The sequence below is a fragment of the Paraburkholderia sacchari genome (genome assembly GCF_000785435.2).
Taxonomy (GTDB): domain Bacteria; phylum Pseudomonadota; class Gammaproteobacteria; order Burkholderiales; family Burkholderiaceae; genus Paraburkholderia; species Paraburkholderia sacchari.
On sequence record NZ_JTDB02000006.1, the window covers coordinates 356,793 to 376,703 of the forward strand.

Genomic DNA, 19,911 nt, shown 5'->3' on the forward strand with positions numbered 1-19,911 from the left:
AGACTTATTTGCTAGTACCGGTCGAAATGGTGCGAGTGTTTGTCAGTTGCTCCGTCATTGGCGAGTAAAAATAAAGGCCTTCAAGGCGAGCAACTCGCTGTGCGTTTCGCCGAGGCAATGTCGCGAGCCAGCGGCGTTCCGGAAACTTCTCCAGCGCCACCGCTTGCATGGCCAACGGTTCGAGGCCCATCTGGATCAGCGGTTCGGGGCCGCTCGCACAGAGCACGAGAAGTTCGTCGGCATTGACTGCCGGCGCAAGACCAATATCGCTGTAGAGATTCCGGTGCCAGTCGGTAATGTGCTGCTGCCATCGTGCGAAATTGCCGCCGCCGTTCTGGCGATATTCGTCTCCCGTCAGGACATCGAGACCGTCAATCGTGTGGACGGCAAGGTAGACGGGGCAACCGTCGGTTATCGCCCTGAAGCGCTGCGACGTATGAAAGCCGGTCACCGAGATGAGGGCGGGCAGCTTTTCGAGGCTATAAAAGTCGTTCCATTCGGCCTCGCTGTTCGGGTCGGCGAAGCTGCATTCCACGGTATAGATCATCGGTTGGTGCTTCGTGGCGCAGGGGTGTGCGCCCGCGAAGTCATCTTCATTGCGGTAATGTAATGGTAATCTCGCATCTACCGCACTCATAACGAAATGAAGTCACCTTTCAGTGATATTTACTCAAGCTGGCGTCGAGTGCATTCAAATGGCGAGATTCAAACGGCGAGATTCAAATGCGACGCAAGATTCCAAGCAATTCCGCGCTCCTGGCGTTCGAGGCTGCGGCCCGGCACGCAAGCTTCGCGCGTGCTGCCGAGGAGTTGGCGCTGACCGAAGGCGCCGTGAGTCGGCAGATCGGCCGGCTGGAGGCGTTTTTGGGTGTTGCCCTATTCGAGCGAGTTGGAAATCGGGTTCGGCTTGCAGCCAACGGCACGCGATACGCAGTGCAGGTTCGCGAGATTCTCGAACGGCTGGAACGCGACAGCCTGTATCTGATGGGGCAGCCCGTTGAAGGCGCGAGCATCGATATCGCCGCTATTCCGACCTTTGCCACCCGTTGGCTTATCCCCCGGCTCAAACGCTTTCAGGCTCAGCATCCGAACATCACCGTGCATATTGCCGAGCGCATGGAGCCGTTCATTCTTGCGGGTAGCGGTTTCGACGCGGCCATCCATTTCGAGCACCCGGCGTGGGCCGGGATGCATCGATATCGGCTGCTGGAAGAGGTGCTGGTGCCGGTCTGCAGTCCGACGCTGCTCGAAGATGCTGGTGCGAATGCATCGCTGGATGATCTGCCGCGTCTACACCGGCGACAGAATCCGGACGCGTGGCAGCTTTATGCCCAGGAGACCGGCATCACGCTGACCAACTCGGCGGTTGGCGCACGCTACGACCTCCATTCCATGCTGATAGAGGCGGCGCTAGCCGGCTTGGGCGTTGCGCTGGTGCCGCGTCTTTACGTCGGGACGGAGCTTGAACAAGGCCGGTTGGTCGCGCCCTGGCCCGACGGTAAAGGGGTTGTCAAAAACTTCTGCCTCGTTCTTCCTGAATCCATCGAATCGAGTGCGGGGCCGCTGCGCGCATTTGCGAACTGGATGCTAGACGAAGCCCGAGGCGCGGCGCCTTGAAACAACATCAATTGCCGATCAAAAACTGATCCGGCAATGTAATTTCGAGCAGTTGGAGATCATCCGAATAGTGCTCGAATGCATACCGCGCATTGCCGGGGATCGCGACACTTGCATCCGATGCGAGCGTATAACGGTCGCCGTCCACGACAACGTCGAGCCTGCCCGACAACACATAGAAAAAGCATAGTTCGGTGTTGTGCGTCTGCGTCCGGCTCCTCGCCTCACCGGCAGGCCGTACGACACGAACCCCGGCAACGCCTTCGGTAGCCGCGCCGATACCCGTATCCGCCGCCTCAAAGCCGGCAATGCGCCACGGCGCCCACTTTGCCGTGGCCGCCACGTGACGCACGAAACGCTGGCCGTTGAAATCCCGTACGGGGTGCGTCGCCGGTGTCGGCAGCACCATTTCATGGTCGACGACTGTGATGTGCTCGGCCGGGCTGCTGAGTTCGACGACTTCCGCCCCAGCCGAGCTTGCCAGCACGCGATGCCGAATGGTCGGCGGCTGCAGCACGCAATCTCCCGCGTGCATTTCAAATGGCTCGCCCTGCCCTTCGTAGACAACGCGCACCCAGCCCTTCCTGCAAAAAATCGTCTGGAATCGAACCTTGTGAAAGTGCGTGTAGTCGGGAACAGGTCCCCCGTCGAGAATACGAATATGCGATGCGATAAACGCGCCACCGTGCCTTGCCGGCAGCAGATCGCGATAGCGAAGTCCGGCCCGCCCGACATTCCAATGCGCCCCTTCATTCAGATGCGACACCGCGAGTTCCTGAATTGTCTCTGGCTGACGAAGTGGCGGATCGCTTGCTTCAAGGCGAATGCGCACCCCGTTCGGCGCAAGCAGTTCTCGCGTGCCGGACGATAGTTGGTCAGGATCGTCACACAGCACTCGCAACTCTTTGACACCATTGGCGAGGCCTACGCCAAGCCGAATTGACAGGCCATGCCCGGAGAGCATCGCGGTTGAAGGGTTATCGGCGGGAAAGATGGCGTCGATTCGCAGCCCAAGCGTGCTCTTGAGAAATTCAAGCGTTGGATTCAACTCGTCGCATGCCATCAGTACCTGGCAACGGTGAATGCCGGAAATGGGCTGCTGGGTGGCTAAAAGATCGTCAGTTTTGTTCATGACAACGCTCCGGGAAATGGAAATCAGCGCGTGAAATACTGCTTGACCGCATTAACGAACACGTCAATGTCCGCGCGTGAAACGTCCAGATGCGTGACGAAACGGGAACCATATAACACCTGGGTAAGAATGCCGCGTTCCCAGAGCCACGCTTCGAGCGGTGCGCAATGCGGCTGCGGGAACTGTGCGAAAACCATATTGGTGGCCTGCGACAAAACCTTTACCTGATCGATCTGCGCGAGCCCTTCGGCAAGCCTGGCCGCGTTGTCGTGGTCATCGGCGAGGCGTTCGAAGTGGTGTTCGAGCGCGTAAAGACATGCGGCCGCGAGCACGCCCGACTGCCGCATGCCGCCGCCCAGCATCTTGCGCCAGCGGCGCGCCGCCTCGATCACCGCCCTGCTGCCGACCAGCACCGAACCCACAGGCGCGCCGAGCCCCTTCGAAAAACACATCGACACCGAATCGAACGGGGCGCACAGCGCCTCGAGCGACAGTTTCGAAGCGACCGCCGCATTGCAGACACGCGCCCCATCGAGATGCGTCGACAATCCGCGCTCGCGCGCGAGTTGCGTGGCCTCGGCGACATAACCCGCGGGCAGCACCTTTCCCCCGGTGGTGTTTTCGAGTGCGAGCAAGCGCGTACGCGCGTAATGGATATCGACCGGCTTGATGGCGGCGGCGATCTTGTCGAGCGGCAGCGAGCCATCGGCTGCGTTTTCGATGGGCTGCGGCTGGATACTCCCCAGCACGGCCGCTCCGCCACCCTCGTCCCGGTACGCGTGCGCCGTCTGGCCGACGATGTATTCGTCGCCGCGCCCGCAATGCGCCATCAGCGCGGCCAGATTGCTCTGCGTGCCGGTCGGAAGGAACAGCCCCGCTTCCTTGCCCGTGCGCTCGGCGACAGTCGCCTGCAAACGCAGCACAGTCGGGTCGTCGCCCCAGACATCGTCGCCTACTTGCGCGGCTGCCATGGCGGTCAGCATGCCCCTGCTCGGGCGGGTCACGGTATCACTGCGCAGATCGATCATGGGTCGTCTCCCGGATCAAGCGCTGGCGCCGTTGGCGACCACCGACTGCGCGAGCCGTTTGCGGTAGACGAAGTACACGATGGAAACTGCGATCAGCCACGGCACGCCAACGATCCACGAGATGTTCCAGAACTCGGTATCCAGTCCCATCGTGATAAGAATCGCGCTCAACAAGGCAATGCCGGTGATTTGCGCGATCGGGAACAGCGGCATGCGAACCGGCAGCTTGCGGCCTTTCCATGCCCGGCGAAAGCGCAGGTGCGTAGCCAGAATCACGATCCACACGAAGATGCCGCCGAACAAGGCAATACCGAACAGATAGTTGTACGCGAGCGGGCTGAAGAACGACACCGCGGCGGCGGCCAGCACGCCGGCGCCCGAAATCAGCGTGGCGACGAGCGGCGTGCCGTTCGCGGTCAGCGCGCCGATCCAGCGTGGCGCATAACCGCCGCGAGCGAGCGAGAACAACGTGCGCGAGGACAGGTAGATGTTGGTGTTCATGCTCGAGAGCGCCGCCGTGATCACCACGAAGTTCATCAGCCCCGCGGCGTGAGCAATGCCTGCGTGCGCGAAGAGCTTCACGAACGGGCTTTGCTGCACCACCTTCGCACCGGCTTCCGTCCACGGGAGGTAAGCCACCATAATGCCGAGCGCGAGAATATAGAAGAGCGTGAGGCGCAACACCATCGAGCGCAACGCATGCGGAATGGCGCGCGTCGGATCTTTCGCTTCACCCGAGGTCACGGCCACGATTTCCACGCCGTAGAACGAGAAGATCGCCATGAGCACGCCCATCCAGACGCCGCTGAAGCCATGCGGCATGAATCCGCCCGGCAAACCGGTCAGATTGTGCAAGCCCACGCCCGGCGACCCCGTACCGATGCCGAACACATTCGCGAGGCCGACCACGATGAAGCCGAGAATCGCCACCACCTTGATCAGCGCGAACCAGTACTCGAACGAACCGAAGTTGCTCACCGAGCGGCAGTTCACGTAGATCAGCGCAATGCCGAACGCGATGGACCACATCCACACGGGAATGCCCGGAAACCAGAAGCCCATATAAAGGCCCACTGCAATGGCCTCGCCGCCGACGGCAACCACTTCGATGACCCAGTACGTGTAGCGCACGACAAACCCGGCCCAGCGGCTCAGGTACATCTCGGCGTAGGTGCCGAACGAGCCCGCGGTCGGATGCGCAACGGCCATCTCCGCGAGGCTGAACACCATGATCACGGCGATCAGCGCGGCAATCGCGTAGCTGATCAGCACGCCAGGGCCCGCGTAGCCGATTGCAATGCCGCTGCCCATGAAGAGGCCCGTGCCAATGGCCCCGCCAATGCCGATCATCGAAATTTGCCGCTGCGTCAGGGCTTTGTGCAAGCCCTTTTCACGCGCGGTAATGTTTGTCTCTTCCATGTCGTTATTTCCTTGTCGAATGTATTTCGCAGGCAGATCAGGCTTCCGGGAGCAACGCCGACAATGTGTCGATCACCGCATGCGTCGTTAGCATGCCCGGCGACATGCGCACGGTGCTGCCGCGCGTATCCACAAGCACGCCGTGCTTCGCCAGCTTCGTCTCCAGTTCGTGCGGATCGACGTGAGCGGGCAGATCGGCCATCACGCTGCCGCCGCGCTGCGCATCGACGCGTGGCGATCGCACGGCATAACCTTTGGCGTCGGCCAGCGCAATCAATCGATGCGACAGCGCAAGGTTGTGCTCACGCATGCCAATCGCGTCGGGCGAGAGCCGCCACGCGAGGCCAGGCCCCGACGCGACAAACGGCAGAAACGATGGCGTGCCGCCATCGAAACGCCGTGCATCGGGCGCCAGCGAAAAGCGCGAGAGATCCCAGTTGAAGGGATCGGGCTGGCTGAACCAGCCTTGCACGAGCGGCGCCATATCGCTGTCGATCAGCTTCGGATCGAGGTACGCGAGCCCGGTGCCCGGTGCGCCGCACAGCCATTTGAGCGTGGTCGTCGCGACAAAATCGACGGCCGGTTGCATGACATCGAAATCGAGAATGCCCGCGCCCTGCGTGATGTCGACCGCAATCAGGCTGCCCTGCGCGCGACCGTGGGCGGCCAGGCGCTTGACGTCCGCACGCTTCGAAGCCGTAGACGTGACCCAGGTGATGACCGCCAGCGCCACATCTTCCTGCCAATGGGCGATGAATTCGTCGTCGGTCATGTAGGCCGCGTCTGGCGCGAGCGGCACCGTATCGAGCGTGAAGCCAAGCACGGGCTCGAGCCCGCGCAGCATGTAGTGCAGGCTCGGGAAGCAATCCGCGGCGATCAGCACGCGGCGTCCAGCCAGACGTTTGCGACCGAGCGCGCCGACGAAGCGCGCAAACGCATCGGTGACGTTCTCCGACGCAAAAACGGCGTGGGCCGGCGCATTGACCAGCGTGGCCCATTGATCGAGCACCTGCCGCCGGGCGGCAAGACCGTAGTCCCAGCGCTGCAGGTCCGGGCGGCACCAGCTCGATGCAAACGTGTCGAGCGCGGCGCGCACCGCGTCCTCCTGGCCGGGAAACATGCCGACCGAGTGATACAGCAGCCACCCAGAGCGATCGGTATCGGCGGGATGATTCATGGATTGGGTTCCTTTCAGTGTGACCAGCGGCGTGATGTGCTGCGCGCGTCAGAACAGATGGCGGATGCCCACCGCGACGCCAGTCTGGTTGTTCTTGCCCGGCAGCTCCGTGTACGCGCCGCCCGAGACGTGGTTGTAGTCGACCGTGCCGTACACCTGCGTGGCCTTCGACAGCGAATACTCGGCCAGCAGCACGCCGGCATAACGCTCGCCGTTGTTGGCGGCGTAGCCGTTGAGGTTGTGCATGTCGTCATAGTAGAACGCGCCCGTGAGCGCCAGCGCCGTTGTGGCCTGATATGTCACGCCCGTATAGAACGTCATGTCGCGACGCTGATTGGCCGACGGCGAGCCGGTGACAACGGTGCGGCTCGGGTCGTTGAGCGCCTCGTCGACCGTGCCCGTGCCGTCCTGCCCGCCCAGGTACCCGGCGAACAGCGTCGCCGGACCGGCGGCATACTTCACGCCCAGACCCCACATGCGCTGAATGTTGTTGCTGAGATCGCGCGTTTCCTGATACGTGCCGCCAAAGCTCGCCGGGCCGAGGTCATATGAGGCACGCACGCTCCACGACGAATTCCTGCTCAGGCTGCCGGGCTGCTGGCCAAACCCATAGGTTGCGCCGAGATGGAGGCCGCCGAACTGCCCAGCGTAGGTGGCGGCGCTGTCGATGCGGCCTACCGTCATGAAGAACGGCCATGAGTTCGCCGTATAGTTGCCGACGGTCAGCGGGTCGAAGTCGCCGAAGAAGTTGAAGGCCTCCGTTCCCTGGCGGCCGAGCGTGAGGGTGCCGTACTGGCTCTCCAGACCCACGTAAGCGTAGCGGCCAAAGAGACGCCCGCCCTGATTGAGCTTGCCGGTCTGCGGATCGAAGCCGCTTTCGAGTCGGAACACCGCTTTCAAGCCTCCGCCCAGGTCCTCGTCCCCTTTCAAGCCCCAGCGGCTATTCGTGATCGCGCCGTTAGTCAGTTGTACCTGGTTGTCGTTTGCCGCATTCGAATTGTTGGTGAAGCGAATGCTCTGATCGACAATGCCGTACAGGGTGACCGAGCTTTGCGCGAAAGCGCTGCCCGTCAATCCGATTCCCAGCATGGCTACCGCGGCGTGAAGTTTGCGTTGCATGATTTTGCTTTGTCTCCTCATGGGATGAATAATGGCTCTCCGGTTAGCCTCCGGAGTGGGCACTTCAAAATCCAGGCCGAACAGTCCGCGCAGGGCTGCTCAGGGTCGCTCAGGGTCGCTCAGGGTCGTTTGTGCAACAGTGTTTCGAGCCGGTCCATCGCTTCGATCAGGCTGGCGTCGCTGCGCGCGTAGCACAGGCGAATCTGATGCGCCGATTCCTCGCCGAACGCGATGCCTGGCGCGAGTCCCACGCCTGCCTCGTGCACGGCGCGTTTGCAGAATTCGAGCGTGTCGGTAACGCCGTCGATACTGAACATCAGATAGAACGATGCGTTGGCGGGAACCACATGCAGACGGTCGATCGCGCGCAGCCGATCGAGCGCGATTTGCCGGCCGCCGCGGCAGCGCGCCACGAACGCTTCGACCTCCGCCTCGCCTTCATTGAGGGCCGCTGCCGCGCCTGCCTGCAGGAATGCCTGGCCGCCGCTGGTGTTGAACTGGACGAGTTTCTCGAACGTGCCGAGCATCGAACGCGGATATACGAGCCAGCCCATTCGCCAGCCGGTCATGAGCCACGCCTTGGAAAAGCTGTTGATCACGAAGACCGGGTCATCCGGCGAGGCGATCTCCAGCAGCGAAGGCGCGTAGGGACGGTCGTAAACGATGCGCTGGTACACCTCGTCGGCGAGTATCGCGATGCCGCGCGAACGCGCGAATTCGAGCAATTGCCGCTGCTGCGCGGTTTCCATCGTCCAGCCAGTCGGATTGCCTGGCGAGGCGTAGTAAATGGCCTTCGTGCGCGCGTCGCAAGCGTCGAAGAGTTGCTGCAGGTCGAGATGCCATCCGTCCTCGCCGTAACCGAGCGGCACGCTGCGCACTTCGCCGCCAGCAATCGTGACGGCGCGCAGAATGTTGGGCCACGACGGCGTAACGCACACGACGTTGTCGCCCGGCTCGATGATCGCTTGCGCCACCAGCGTGACCGCATTCATGCCGCCGCAGGTGACGGAAATGCGCTCGTCTTCGATAGAGATGCCGCACAGCCGCGCGTAGTACGCGCGAATCGCATCGCGCAACGCGGCAATGCCGCGATTGGGCGAGTAGAACGTGTGCCCCGCCGCCAGTGCACGACTGGCCGCATCGCAAAACGCTTGCGGCGTCGGCAGATCGCTCTCTCCCGCCCATAGGCCTATGACGTCATTGCGTCCGATCCCCAGACGCCAGACATCGATGATCGGCGAATCCGGCATCGCTGCGATTGCTCGTCTCGTGATATCCATCGCGTCCTCGCATTCCTTTGGAGTCCGATCAAAATGAAAAGGGCGTGGCGTGCGTCGAACCGCGCGCATCTTCTTTCGCTTCTTCCCGCACCGTGAGAAAGCCTTCCTTCACCACGTCGATGTCGTTGGCGCTCACGGCCATGCGGCATCCGCGTTCGAACGCCTGACGTACGGCGCGCGCGTTGCCCGTGAAGATGCCGCACGGCAAACCGTTTTCCGTAGCGGCGCGCACAACGCGCTCGCAGTCGCGGTCGATCACCTGGCGATCGACGGTGCCGCGCGACATGGCAAGGTCGCCGGTGCCGATGAACAGATAGTCGACGCCCGGCGTCGCGGCGATCGCCTCGACGTTTTCCACGCCCTCGACCGTTTCAATCATCAGACCAATCGCCACCTCGCGATCGGCGGCCAGCATTGCATCGAGCCCGGCACTCAGTGGCCGCACGCCGCCGGCCGAGCGCTTCCCCACTGGCGGGTACCGTCCTGCCGATATCGCCCTGCGCGCGTCGTCCGCCGTTTCAATGAGCGGCACCAGCACCGAAGCCGCGCCAGCGTCGAGCGCTTGCGAGATGGCGCTGTGCGAGTTCTCCGCGCAACGGGCAATCACCGGCACCCGCCTACCCACTGCGCCGATGGCTGCTTCAAGCGTAGCGCGCTCCCACAAGCCGTGCTGGAGATCGATGACGAGCGCATCTGGATTTGCCTGAGCAGCAAACTCCACCACCGGCGCGCTGCCCAGCGCCAGCCATATCAGACGAATGGGGCGTTCATCGGCCAGCAGTGGCTTCAGCGAGCGAAAAAGCATGGACTTGCGCCTCGTTCCTGGTGTGTACGGCCGAGCCCGAAAAGGCCGGCTCAACAAAAACTGAATTCAGTTTTTTGGATAGCAGGAACATTACTGTGGATATATTTTGATGTCAACGAACTGACTTCAAATTTTCTTGCGGGCTCGCGACAAAGCCTTGTTTGTGAGGAATTCGGGGGCTCTTCGAGGCGGGTTTTCACCGATAGGACGACAGGACTGGCGGCCCTGTGGCCGCCTTGACAATTCGCGCCACAGAAGACGAGAATGCATGGAAAATTCAGAATTCAGTTTACGGAACGGCCGCCATGACCCGAGGGGTAGCAAAGATTCCCAAAGCGCCGGTCAGAACCGCGCTCACGCAAACGACACTGACCGAGACCATCTATCAGGAAGTCCGCGCCCGGATGCAGCGCGGCGACATTGGGCCGAACGATCGCATTCTCGACTACGAAATCGCCAACGAATTTGGCTGCACGCGCATGCCGGTTCGTCAGGCGCTCGTGCGCCTCGTCAACGAGGGTTTTCTGGTCGGCACCACGCGCGGGTTCATCATCCCCAGGCTGACGAACAACGACGTCCATGAGATTTTTGAAGTCCGCAGGCTGCTCGAACCGAGCGCCGCAGCAGGTGCAACCGCGGTGCTGACGGACGTACAGGATGCTGCGTTAAAGCGCGCCTGGCAGAAAGCCGTTCGAAGCTGCGAAAAGCAGGACGGCGCTGCGTTGATGGCGGCCAATGTGGAGTTTCGCGATGTCTGGCTCTCGGCGGTGCAGAACAGTCGGCTACAAGACACGATCCGGCGGTTTACCGACCACGCGCAGCAGGTCAGGTCGCTCACGCTGACCGACCCGTCGACCCAGAAGATTGCACTGGCAGGCATGCGCGAACTGCTGGAAGGCTTCCTCGAACGCGATTCGAAGCGTGTGAGGGCGGCCATGCTCGAATTCATCCTGAATGCCGAGCAGCGTTATTTCGTGTCGGTGGACGGACAGAACCCGTGATCGAAACGTGGTGCGCGCACGCATTGGCCGACCCCACGGACCTGTCATTGCCGGGCGGAGGGCCCGGACCTAGCGCCCCATGCGCCGATCGTAACTACGGTTAATCCGCCCAAGCAGCGTTGGATCTTGTGCAGTGCCGGAATTGAATTGCACCATCACGCTGCCATCGGCTTGCTGGCGCACGTTCGCAGTGACCGTGCCGCCGGCGGCGGTTCCAGCTATTGCGCCGGTGCCGGGATCCTGAACCGTGATCGCGACGCCCTCGTCGCTCATCGCGCCTGCCGCAGCGGCGAAGGACCGGTCGAAACTCGCAGGCTGCATGACCACCGTGCCGGGAGGCGGCGCGTAGTAATACGGACATCCGGCGAGAGGCAGCAGGCCAGCGCATACAGCAGCGAGCATGAGGCGTCTCGCGGCGGCACCCTTCGTTCCGCGCGATTTCCGGCTACTCCGTAAGCTCATCATGGTGGGCGTCCGTGTGTCAGTTTCCTGGCGGGAGGTTTCAGCCTACCCGTCGTCCGGTTCGTTGAGTATCGGACCTTGGTCCGATACCGGCGCCGCCCACCGGGGTCGCCGCTACCGGCAATCCGTTTGGATCCATTGATCGACCAGGCGCTGCGCCGCGTGCAGATCGTCCGGGTAGTTCGGATCATCGTTCCATGGCGACGGGTCGTAGCCCGCTTTCCTCAGCGCCGAAAGCTCGGCCTGGCGTTGCTCCTTGGTAGGCGACGGATTGCTTTTTAGCGCGGCCAGATTGCTACACTCCGTTGGGCTCAGATGGGGTCCGCTTTGCGGCATGCCGCCGGCCGCACATCCGGTCAGCAGGAACGCCAGCGCAACAAGCGTCGAGCGGTTTCTCAGCAGGTTTTCCATGGAGCGTCTCCACACGTCTGATTGGCGCAACGTAAGCGCGGGCGATGCCACTGCCCGTGCTGTTCACACTCTAGTGCTTCTTTCGCGCTGTCCAAAGATATGATGCTTGTTATTACACGAGGAGTCGGCCAAGGCAGACGTACCGCTCTTTTCACTGGCAACGGCACATCGACATCAATGAAGCGCCAGATACGCGCTATCGAATCTGTTTTTATTCGCCTCTCAGGAAGCGCTAATTCCCTGTTGCCATGAAAACGCCACGCGTTTATCCGGAGCCCGCAAGTCAATGAGTACTTCCCTCTTCGCTCCACCCTCCGGAACCAAAGCGGACTACGACGCGTTCATTGGCGAGGCGCCATTATTTCGTCAGCTGGTCAGAATGATCGACCGTGTCGCTCCCACCGATCACGCGTTGCTCATCATCGGCCCCACCGGGTCGGGCAAGGAGTTGGTGGCGCGCCGCGTACACACGCGCAGCCTGCGCCACGATCAACCGTTCGTCGACGTGAATTGCGGTGCAATACCCGAACACCTCGTGGAAGCGGAATTATTCGGGCACGTCAAAGGCGCCTTCACCGGGGCCGGCGAGAGTCGTCAGGGGCTCTTGCAACAGGTCGGCAAGGGCACGCTGCTGCTCGATGAAATCGGCGAATTGCCCCTCGCGCTGCAACCCAAACTGCTGCGCGCACTCGAAACGCGGATGTTTCGCCCGGTTGGCGCTTCGTCGAACGTGCGCTTCGAGGGCCGCGTGGTCGCTTCGACTCACCGTGATCTGCGCGAACTGGCGCGCCAGGGCCTGTTTCGCGAGGACCTGTTTTACCGGCTCGCGGTGTTCGTGCTGGCCGTGCCCGGACTCGACCAGCGCATTGAAGACATCCCGGCGCTCGCCGCTCATTTCGCCTCGCGGCAGGAGCGCCGCATCGAGTTTTCGCCGGCCGCCATTCGGCGGCTCGGCCGGCATACCTGGCCGGGCCATATCCGCCAATTGCGCAACCTGATCAGCCAGTTGAGCGTGCTCGCCGAAAAGCCGCTGATCGATGAACACACACTCGAACCGTTTCTGCCCAGCGAAACGGCCGGGGCGGTTTCGCGCTCAGCGCTCGCGGATATGCTGCTGCAACTCGAGGGGAGCGACAAACTCGCCGCCGCCGAAGATCTGCTCATCGATCGCGCACTGGAACGCACTGCGGGCAACAAGAGCGCCGCGGCCAGTTTGCTCGGCGTAGGGCGCAAGACCGTCGAACGCCGCCTGAAGTCGCGCGAGGAGCACCATCGCGAAGCCCAGAAGGGTCTTGAACATGCGAGCGCACTCATCGAAGCGTCGCGCTTTGCCGAGGCCATTCCTCATTTGCGGCGTTGCCTCGACGTGCTGCAGACCAGCCGCGACGAGGTCACCGCGCGCCGCGCACAGTTCGACGCCTACCGGCTGCTCGGTATGAGCCTGCGCAGCGTGCACGGCTGGCTGTACGCGGAAGCCACGGCCTGTTATGCGGCAGCGCTAGAAGTCGGAACCGGGATTTGCGAGCCTCGCGAGATCGCGGCGATCCAGTTCGGCGTCTGGACCACCCAGTTGACGACGCTTCAGCTCAAGCAGGCGCGTGCGAGCGCACAGGAGATGCTGCAACGCGCTCAGAACAGCGGGGACCGCGTGTCGCTCGACGAAGCGCACGTCGCCATGGCCAACACCCTCTACTGGCTCGGCGACAGCGAAGAAGCGCTCGCCTGCCTCGCGCGGGGCAATCTGATCGGCGTGACGAAAGACGATGTGCGCACGGGTTCGCAGGGAATCGACCTTGCGAGCCTCGCGTTGACATTCGAGGGCCTTGCCGCCTATCAGATCGGCGAATTCGGGCAGGCCCGGCGCGCGATGGAAATGCTGATCCTGCGCGCCGGCGAATCGGGTACGCACGCCTTGGCGCATGCCGTCAATCTGCAGGGCGCCGCGTGGCTGGCCTGCGTTTTCGACGACCCGCGGCGCGGGCCGCTCGCGAGCGAACTCGAATCGGTATCGATCGCCAACGGCTTCCCGTTCTATCGCGGCATGGGTCAGATTTTCCGCAGCGTCCATCTCAGCGCGCAAGGCCTGAACGCGGAAGCCGAAGCCGTCATGCTCGACGGTTACGACAATCACCTCGTCTGCAACGGCGGCGCGCTATTCCACTCCTTCAAGATGTGGCAGCACGGCGAACTGCTGCTGCGATGCGGCCGCGCGGAGCAATGCGAAGCGATGCTTGCCGCCGCAGTCGACGAAACCCTTGCTCGCCAGGAGCGCGCCCATCTTGGCGAATTGCAGGTCACCCGCGCGCGGGCGCAGTGGGCACTCGGAGATTTGACCTCTGCCGAGCAGGGATTACGCACCGCCCTTTCCACGGCGCTCGCGTTCGGTTCGGTGCCCGCGCGCGTAGATGCCGCGCGCTATCTCGCCGACCTCTTGCGCTCCACCGGCCGCCGCGCCGAAGCGATCGACACGCTTGCTCGCGGCTTGCGGGAGCAAGCGGCCGAGTCGACCAGCCGGATTGCGGACGCGATAACGTTGCTGGCCGAACTTCGCCTCGAAGAGACCTGACGCGGGCCCGCTCAGGTAGAACGCTAAGGTAGAACGCTCGGGCAGACCGCTAAGGCACGCCGTATCGATCAATTCAGCCGGAATGGACGAAATCGTCCATTTCGCGTCATTTTCGCGGACGGAATCGTCCTGCACCGTCCCCTCACGCACCGGCTCATTCCACGGACACTGGGTCGTCGAATGCTGGCGCGATCGTTGCTTACTCTCTGTCAATGCGGGATCGGGAAGACGCCCGATACGCCCGCGCCAAAACGATTCCGGGGTCGCAGTGCAATGCGCGGTTCGCATGCGCGGCGGATGTACGCAAATGCAAGGCCAAAAATAATGACAAGCACAATTGAACAAGCGGCAGTTCGGGATACGAAGCGCGCCAATAAAGATTTGAAGCGTGTGATCACACACCAGGATGTGAAAACCGGGGCACCAGGAGAAAGCCCTTACACGGCGAAAAACCTCGATAGCGCCATCGCGCATCTCGAGATCGTCGTTGCCGTGGATGACAACATTGCCGTCTTCGGTCGGCGCTATTGGCGCGATCGCGTAGAACGCATTGCCTCCACGCCGCAAATCGTTCCCGCGCAAGCGCAACGACTTCGGCTTTTGCTCGATCAACTCGGGGATGTTTGAGCGTCTGGCGCGTTGTGACGAACGGTGAAGGGGAACCCGTCCGTGTTAGGCCCGTGCGATGATGTATCGCGACCAACATGGGATACGGGATGACAACGACATTCGACGAGGCAACAACGGCGGCGATCGCCGCGTTTGCTCAATTGGACATATACACGGCTGTGCAGGCGATGCGCGCCGAGGCCGACTACGACCGCGAACGGGACCAGTGGATCTCGCGCTACATCGACGAGCACGGCGGCGGCGCGGACGATGCGGAATACGACGCCTTGCACGCGCAGGCCCAGGCAACTCCGGAATACGCGCAGTTCGTCGATGCCGTCCGCAAGGAAATCCGGGAATACTTCGGCGTGACCGACGATCAACTGGACTGGGTGGTCCTGCTACGCGACGACGACAGCGATGCGCTTTGGGCGGAAGTCAACCGGCAGCGTAACGCGCTGGGTACTGGTGAAGTGCGCGGGGATCTTGATTAGCGTTTTTCCAGGAGGTTTTAAATCGTGCTGGGGCGGAGCTGATTGAAGGACTGATGGCGGTCGCCCAGTCGCTACTGCGCGAAGGCCATCGGAAGGTGCGGGCGCGCTCCATCCACGAATTGCTGGACAAGCCGCGCGGCCGTCGCCTTCATCGAATGCCTGCTTCAGGTCATACGCCGACATGCGCGCTCGGCGAAAAAGGAAGACCTCGCCTTGTTCGACACGTTGGAGCTATTGATCTAGCGCCAGAGCGCGCGCGTCGATCGCGAAAAACTCGCGCGCGACGACGTGATCTACCAGCTGCGCCTCGATGCGCCGCTTTTGCCCCGAGACTGCTTTAATCCTGTCGTCCATGCGCTCGCGCGCGGCACTTGCCCCGGCGGCTCACCATCTAAATCAAGGGTAGATACCGACCGCTCACGCTGTCGTCGCGGCTTGATGGGATCAGATTGCCTGAGCGGGACGCACCAGACGCTCCCGGACTATCGCAAATGCTCGCTCAGCAGCCGGTATGAGGGTTCTGCCTTTCAGGCGGACGATGCCAAGTGTGAGTTTCATGTCGAGCTGAGGTACAACGTCGATCGGCTCGATACTCCCGGCCGCTATGCCGGCAAACATCGCGAAGTCGGTGTACGAGACGATGGCATCGGTCGAAGTCAAAAGATCCTGCACTGTCGGCACATCGTTGACGACCACGGCGAAGTGATCGACGAACGGCTCAGCGAGCCCGTAAAGCTCAAGGAAGCGGCGTGCAAGCGACTCCTCCAGATAGCCGGTCGCGATCAGAGGAAACTGCTTCACCTGCGCTATCGAGACTGCCGCTTGCTTAGAAAGCGGATGGCCGATCCGCCCATACCAACCGAAGCTGCTTTGATAGACCGGCTCCACGGCCACATCGGCAAGGCCGGCAGCAACCCGGATATCGCCGACGAAGAAGTCCAGCTTCTCTTCAAGCAAGAGCTGCATCAGCCGGTCCGACGAATCGATGACGGAGCGCTGCTTCAGACGCGGCGTGCTTGCGAGCAACTGAAGCATCATCGGCTTGAGCAGTGCGCTCGCGAGCGATGAACCCATCCCAAAGGAAAGTGTGCCCGCATCGCCGGTGCGCATGAGTTCCAGCGCCCGCATGCCTTCTTTCTCTTCAAAGACAATGCGACGCGCGCGCTCGGCGAACGAGTCGGCGTACACGGTAGGCCGAAGCCTGCGCTCGCTGCGATCGAAGAGCGGCACACCCAGCGATTCTTCCAGCGAGCGGATGCTGCGGGACAACGCTGGCTGGCTGAGATGCACCACGGTTGCGGCGGCACTCAGCGATCCCTCATTTAGCAGGGCCAGAAAGTGAAGAAGCTGACGGCTGTTCATGGATGGGCGACCCACTTGCAAAGATTGCATGATAACTCAATAAATTATGCAATTTACATCATCAAAACAGCTATCTAGACTCGCTCCCAACAACCTTTCCTGAAGTCGACATGAACTGCCCCATTTCCCGCCAGCCCGTCGTCGCCATCGTGGCCGACCGCATTGAGCGCCAGAAGCACATGGCCCACGCCGTCCTCGAGGGATACGTGCATGCACTTGCACGGGTCGCCGGAGTGCTTCCAGTCATCGTTCCGGCCCACGCTGACGGCATCGATCCGGCCACGCTGATCGCCTCGATCGACGGCTTGCTTCTGACCGGCAGCCCGTCCAATGTCGCGGCGGAGCGTTACGGCGCGGCGCCGCTGCCTGCCTGCACGCTCGTCGATCCGGATCGCGACGCCGTGTCGCTCCCGCTCCTGCCGAAGATGCTGGAGGCCGGCGTACCGTTCCTTGGCATCTGTCGCGGATTCCAGGAACTCAATGTCGCGTTTGGCGGCACGCTGGAGCGCGCTGTCCATGACCAACCCGGGCGCCTCGACCACCGTGAGGGCGACCATGATCGGCCGGTGGAGCACTGGTACGAAGACCGCCACGCAATCGATATCGTCCCGGGAGGACAACTCGCGCAGTTCGCGGGCGTCGCGACGGCGTTGGTCAACTCACTGCATCACCAGGGAGTCGATCGGCTGGGCGACGGACTGCGCGTCGAGGCGACTGCGCCCGACGGCCTGATCGAGGCCATTTCCGTGGACTCGGCCAGACAGTTCACGCTCGGCGTGCAATGGCATCCCGAGATGCGCGTCGATGACAGTCCGCTTGCGCGTGCGATTTTTACTGCATTTGGCGACGCCTGCCGGATCCGGCAGCAGGAACGCCTGCAATCCCCGATTCCCGCTTGAATTGCGCTTCAACGATCGTGACACCACAAGCTATCAATCAACTGTTCAGCCGCAACTACGCCGAAGCTCGCGAGAAATTTCTTGGTGCTGCTGCGCGAAGGGGACTCACCGTCGACTCCCATGAATTGCCGCTACGCGGAGCGGATGGCGAGACGCTCGCGACGGACGTCGTGCTGGACGGTCCGCAAGACGCGTCCAACCTGCTGCTCGTTATCAGCGGATGTCATGGCGTGGAAGGCTATTGCGGCTCCGCGATACAAACCGGGCTTCTCGAACTGGAGCCCGCCCCCAGGTGCAAAGCCAATGCCACGGACACCGCCGTGCTTTACGTACACGCCGTCAATCCCTATGGCTTCTCCCACACTCGCCGGGTGACTCAGGAAAACGTCGACCTGAATCGAAATTTTGTTGACTTCTCAACCACCCTCCCCGACAACGCGGGCTACGGCGAAATCCACGATCTGCTTCTTCCTCCCGAGTGGCCTCCGCGCGCAGCAAACGAAAGCCGTCTGAATGCGTTCCGCGAGCGCGTCGGTGCGCGCGGCTTCCAGCGCGCGGTTTCGCTGGGCCAGTACGCATTCGACGACGGACTGCACTTTGGCGGCGTCGCGCCCACGTGGAGCAACGAGACATTCCGGAAAATTCTGCGCCAATATGGCGCGAAGCGCCGGCATATCGCATCGATCGACATTCACACAGGTCTCGGCCCCTATGGCGTGGGCGAGCGAATCTTCGCGGCACCCGACAACGCCGTTACGCTGGCGCGCTCGCGGCGATGGTGGGGTGACAACCTCACCTCCGTTGCCACGGGAACATCGTCAAGCATTCCGCTGACGGGGCCAATCCAGGCATCGCTCGCGCAAGAGTGCCCTCATGCGGTTCAGACAAATGTGTGCCTCGAGTTCGGCACCTACCCTATGGGAGAGGTCATGCTCGCCATGCGCGCGGAGCATTGGCTGCATCGCTACGGATGCGCCGATACGGCGAAACGGGACGCGATCAAGGCCACACTCAAACGAGCCTTCTATCCCCAACGCGAAGACTGGAACCTCGCAATCTGGGTGCAAGGACGAGAGGTGTACCTGCAGTCGCTCAACGGCCTGCGCAGATGCACAGACGAGTGAGCTCGAACGCCGGACTCAACGCCTGACCGGCAGTCCGGCGCGTTACAACAGTTGGAGACAGATGAAATGACCAGCCCCAGTACGATTGAAGCGGGTCCGCAAGAGGAACTCGGAATCCGCCACGCACATTCCGGAATCAGCCGGACCGCAGTTGCAGGGGCGGTGGCCGGCAACGCGCTCGAGTTCTACGACTTCGTTATCTACGCTTTTTTTGCAGTCTATATCGGCCGCGCCTTCTTTCCGGTTGGCGGTGAATTCGGCAGCCTGCTGGCGTCCATGGCGACCTTTGGCGTTGGCTTCCTGATGCGCCCGCTGGGTGCGATCATGATCGGTAGATTGGCCGACAGGGCCGGACGCAAGCCGGCAATGATCCTGACGGTCGCGCTGATTACGATCGGCACATTGGGCCTCGCCGCAACGCCGGCTTACTCGGCTATCGGCGTCGCCGCGCCCATCATTCTGGTGATCTGTCGGCTGGTGCAGGGATTTGCACTGGGCGGTGAAGTCGGTCCCGCGACCGCCCTGCTAATCGAAGCCGCACCCGCCCGCGCACGAGGTCTATACACGAGCTGGCAACTCGCGAGCCAGGGCCTCGCCGTCTGCGTCGGCGGCGTGATCGGAGTGGCCGTCTCGCTGCTGCTCACGCCGCCGCAGCTCGCCAGTTGGGGCTGGCGCATTCCCTTCCTGGTCAGCCTCCTGCTGGTTCCGGTGGCGATGTACATCCGCCGAAACATGCCGGAAACGCTTGAACACACCGCCAGCAAAGCGCAGCCAATGCAACGCGATGAGAGCCGCCTGACCGGCAATCTGCGGTATCTCGTCCTCGGCACGCTCGTCCTGATGGCGGGCGCAGTTTCCACGCAGATTGGCAACTATATGACTACCTATGCCATCCAGGTGCTGAAACTGCCTGCCGTCCTGGCTCAGATGAGCGTGCTCGTGGGCGGCGCCCTGACGTTCGTCTTCGCGCTGGTCGGCGGCGTCGTTTGCGATATCTGGGGACGCAAGGCGGCGATCATCGTGCCGCGGGTCGCCCTCACCGTCCTGATCGTGCCGATGTTTTGGTGTCTCAGCGCCGCCCCGAGCGCGTCGACGCTGCTCGCTGCGACCGCCGTGCTGGCATCGCTGACGGCGGCAAGCGCCACCGGCGGCCTGGTCGCGATTCCGGAATTGATGCCGGCGCGCTTTCGCAGCACCGGTATCGCGATTACCTATGGCGTGGGTACAGCCATCTTCGGCGGTACGACCCAGTTCGCCGTCACCTGGATCATCGCTCTGACCCATAGTGCGCTGGCCCCCGCTTACTACGTCGTAATCACGAGCGTGATCAGTCTTTTCGCGACCTTCCTGCTGCCCGAAACCCGCAGCACGCGCGTCGGAAGCTGACCCGCGCACAGCAAAAAAAC

19 protein-coding genes are annotated in these 19,911 nt (G+C 62.3%); 8 read left to right on the top strand and 11 right to left on the bottom strand.

The genetic code is table 11. The annotated features are described in order from the left end of the window. Positions 1–4: 4 nt before the first annotated feature. A complete protein-coding gene (locus NH14_RS21970) occupies positions 5–547 on the bottom strand; it encodes a hypothetical protein (RefSeq protein WP_035528472.1) in 543 nt (180 codons plus the stop codon). Positions 548–723: 176 nt separating this feature from the next. On the opposite strand from NH14_RS21970, the gene NH14_RS21975 reads away from it, so the two are divergent. Next, positions 724–1,617: a LysR substrate-binding domain-containing protein gene (locus tag NH14_RS21975; RefSeq protein ID WP_035528470.1), complete on the top strand. Its 894-nt coding sequence runs from the start codon at positions 724–726 to the stop codon at positions 1,615–1,617. 7 nt (positions 1,618–1,624) lie between these two features. Here the strand turns inward: NH14_RS21975 and NH14_RS21980 are convergent, their stop codons facing one another. The 7 genes from NH14_RS21980 to NH14_RS22010 all read right to left on the bottom strand — a co-directional run bounded on the left by NH14_RS21980 (position 1,625) and on the right by NH14_RS22010 (position 9,577). After that, the gene (locus NH14_RS21980) at positions 1,625–2,749 is read right to left on the bottom strand and encodes a cupin domain-containing protein (RefSeq protein ID WP_035528468.1); all 1,125 of its coding nucleotides are present in this window, start codon (positions 2,747–2,749) and stop codon (positions 1,625–1,627) included. A gap of 23 nt (positions 2,750–2,772) precedes the next feature. Continuing rightward, entirely contained in the window at positions 2,773–3,777 is a 1,005-nt protein-coding gene (ltaE, locus tag NH14_RS21985; RefSeq protein ID WP_035528466.1) for a low-specificity L-threonine aldolase, read from the bottom strand. Between the two features lie 15 nt (positions 3,778–3,792). After that, positions 3,793–5,196 (bottom strand): amino acid permease, encoded by a 1,404-nt coding sequence (locus tag NH14_RS21990; protein ID WP_035528464.1) that lies wholly within the window; start codon positions 5,194–5,196, stop codon positions 3,793–3,795. 37 nt (positions 5,197–5,233) lie between these two features. Then, on the bottom strand, positions 5,234–6,373 hold the full coding sequence (locus NH14_RS21995; RefSeq protein WP_035528462.1) for an aminotransferase class V-fold PLP-dependent enzyme: 1,140 nt from the start codon (positions 6,371–6,373) through the stop codon (positions 5,234–5,236). Positions 6,374–6,421: 48 nt separating this feature from the next. Beyond that, positions 6,422–7,492, bottom strand: a complete 1,071-nt coding sequence (locus tag NH14_RS22000; RefSeq protein WP_237179725.1) for a porin — start codon at positions 7,490–7,492, stop codon at positions 6,422–6,424. A 119-nt stretch (positions 7,493–7,611) separates the two neighbouring features. Further along, positions 7,612–8,841 (bottom strand): pyridoxal phosphate-dependent aminotransferase, encoded by a 1,230-nt coding sequence (locus tag NH14_RS22005; RefSeq protein WP_084225575.1) that lies wholly within the window; start codon positions 8,839–8,841, stop codon positions 7,612–7,614. Next, on the bottom strand, positions 8,801–9,577 hold the full coding sequence (locus NH14_RS22010) for an HpcH/HpaI aldolase family protein (protein ID WP_052148139.1): 777 nt from the start codon (positions 9,575–9,577) through the stop codon (positions 8,801–8,803). Before NH14_RS22010 ends, NH14_RS22005 begins: the two co-directional genes overlap by 41 nt. 227 nt (positions 9,578–9,804) lie before the next feature. Here NH14_RS22010 and NH14_RS22015 point away from each other — a divergent pair, with 227 nt between their 5' ends. Next, a complete protein-coding gene (locus NH14_RS22015) occupies positions 9,805–10,578 on the top strand; it encodes a GntR family transcriptional regulator (protein ID WP_152617176.1) in 774 nt (257 codons plus the stop codon). Positions 10,579–10,647: 69 nt separating this feature from the next. Here the strand turns inward: NH14_RS22015 and NH14_RS22020 are convergent, their stop codons facing one another. Continuing rightward, positions 10,648–10,980, bottom strand: a complete 333-nt coding sequence (locus tag NH14_RS22020) for a hypothetical protein (RefSeq protein WP_035528458.1) — start codon at positions 10,978–10,980, stop codon at positions 10,648–10,650. Positions 10,981–11,154: 174 nt separating this feature from the next. Beyond that, positions 11,155–11,451 (bottom strand): DUF4148 domain-containing protein, encoded by a 297-nt coding sequence (locus NH14_RS22025; RefSeq protein ID WP_035528456.1) that lies wholly within the window; start codon positions 11,449–11,451, stop codon positions 11,155–11,157. A gap of 286 nt (positions 11,452–11,737) precedes the next feature. Between NH14_RS22025 and NH14_RS22030 the strand changes: the two genes are divergently transcribed. From NH14_RS22030 to NH14_RS22040, 3 genes are all read left to right on the top strand, one after another. Beyond that, complete coding sequence (locus tag NH14_RS22030; protein ID WP_035528453.1) at positions 11,738–14,017, top strand: sigma-54-dependent transcriptional regulator; 2,280 nt, start codon at positions 11,738–11,740, stop codon at positions 14,015–14,017. Between the two features lie 324 nt (positions 14,018–14,341). After that, the gene (locus NH14_RS22035) at positions 14,342–14,644 is read left to right on the top strand and encodes a hypothetical protein (RefSeq protein ID WP_152617175.1); all 303 of its coding nucleotides are present in this window, start codon (positions 14,342–14,344) and stop codon (positions 14,642–14,644) included. A gap of 89 nt (positions 14,645–14,733) precedes the next feature. Further along, complete coding sequence (locus NH14_RS22040; protein ID WP_035528450.1) at positions 14,734–15,120, top strand: hypothetical protein; 387 nt, start codon at positions 14,734–14,736, stop codon at positions 15,118–15,120. A gap of 444 nt (positions 15,121–15,564) precedes the next feature. Here NH14_RS22040 and NH14_RS22050 read toward each other — a convergent pair whose 3' ends face one another. Next, the gene (locus NH14_RS22050; protein WP_035528448.1) at positions 15,565–16,482 is read right to left on the bottom strand and encodes a LysR family transcriptional regulator; all 918 of its coding nucleotides are present in this window, start codon (positions 16,480–16,482) and stop codon (positions 15,565–15,567) included. Between the two features lie 110 nt (positions 16,483–16,592). Between NH14_RS22050 and NH14_RS22055 the strand changes: the two genes are divergently transcribed. The 3 genes from NH14_RS22055 (at position 16,593) to NH14_RS22065 (ending at position 19,891) form a co-directional block, all read left to right on the top strand. Further along, complete coding sequence (locus tag NH14_RS22055; RefSeq protein WP_035528446.1) at positions 16,593–17,381, top strand: gamma-glutamyl-gamma-aminobutyrate hydrolase family protein; 789 nt, start codon at positions 16,593–16,595, stop codon at positions 17,379–17,381. 17 nt (positions 17,382–17,398) lie between these two features. Beyond that, the gene (locus NH14_RS22060) at positions 17,399–18,505 is read left to right on the top strand and encodes a M14 family metallopeptidase (RefSeq protein WP_035528727.1); all 1,107 of its coding nucleotides are present in this window, start codon (positions 17,399–17,401) and stop codon (positions 18,503–18,505) included. A gap of 66 nt (positions 18,506–18,571) precedes the next feature. Beyond that, on the top strand, positions 18,572–19,891 hold the full coding sequence (locus tag NH14_RS22065) for an MFS transporter (protein WP_035528443.1): 1,320 nt from the start codon (positions 18,572–18,574) through the stop codon (positions 19,889–19,891). Positions 19,892–19,911: the final 20 nt, after the last annotated feature.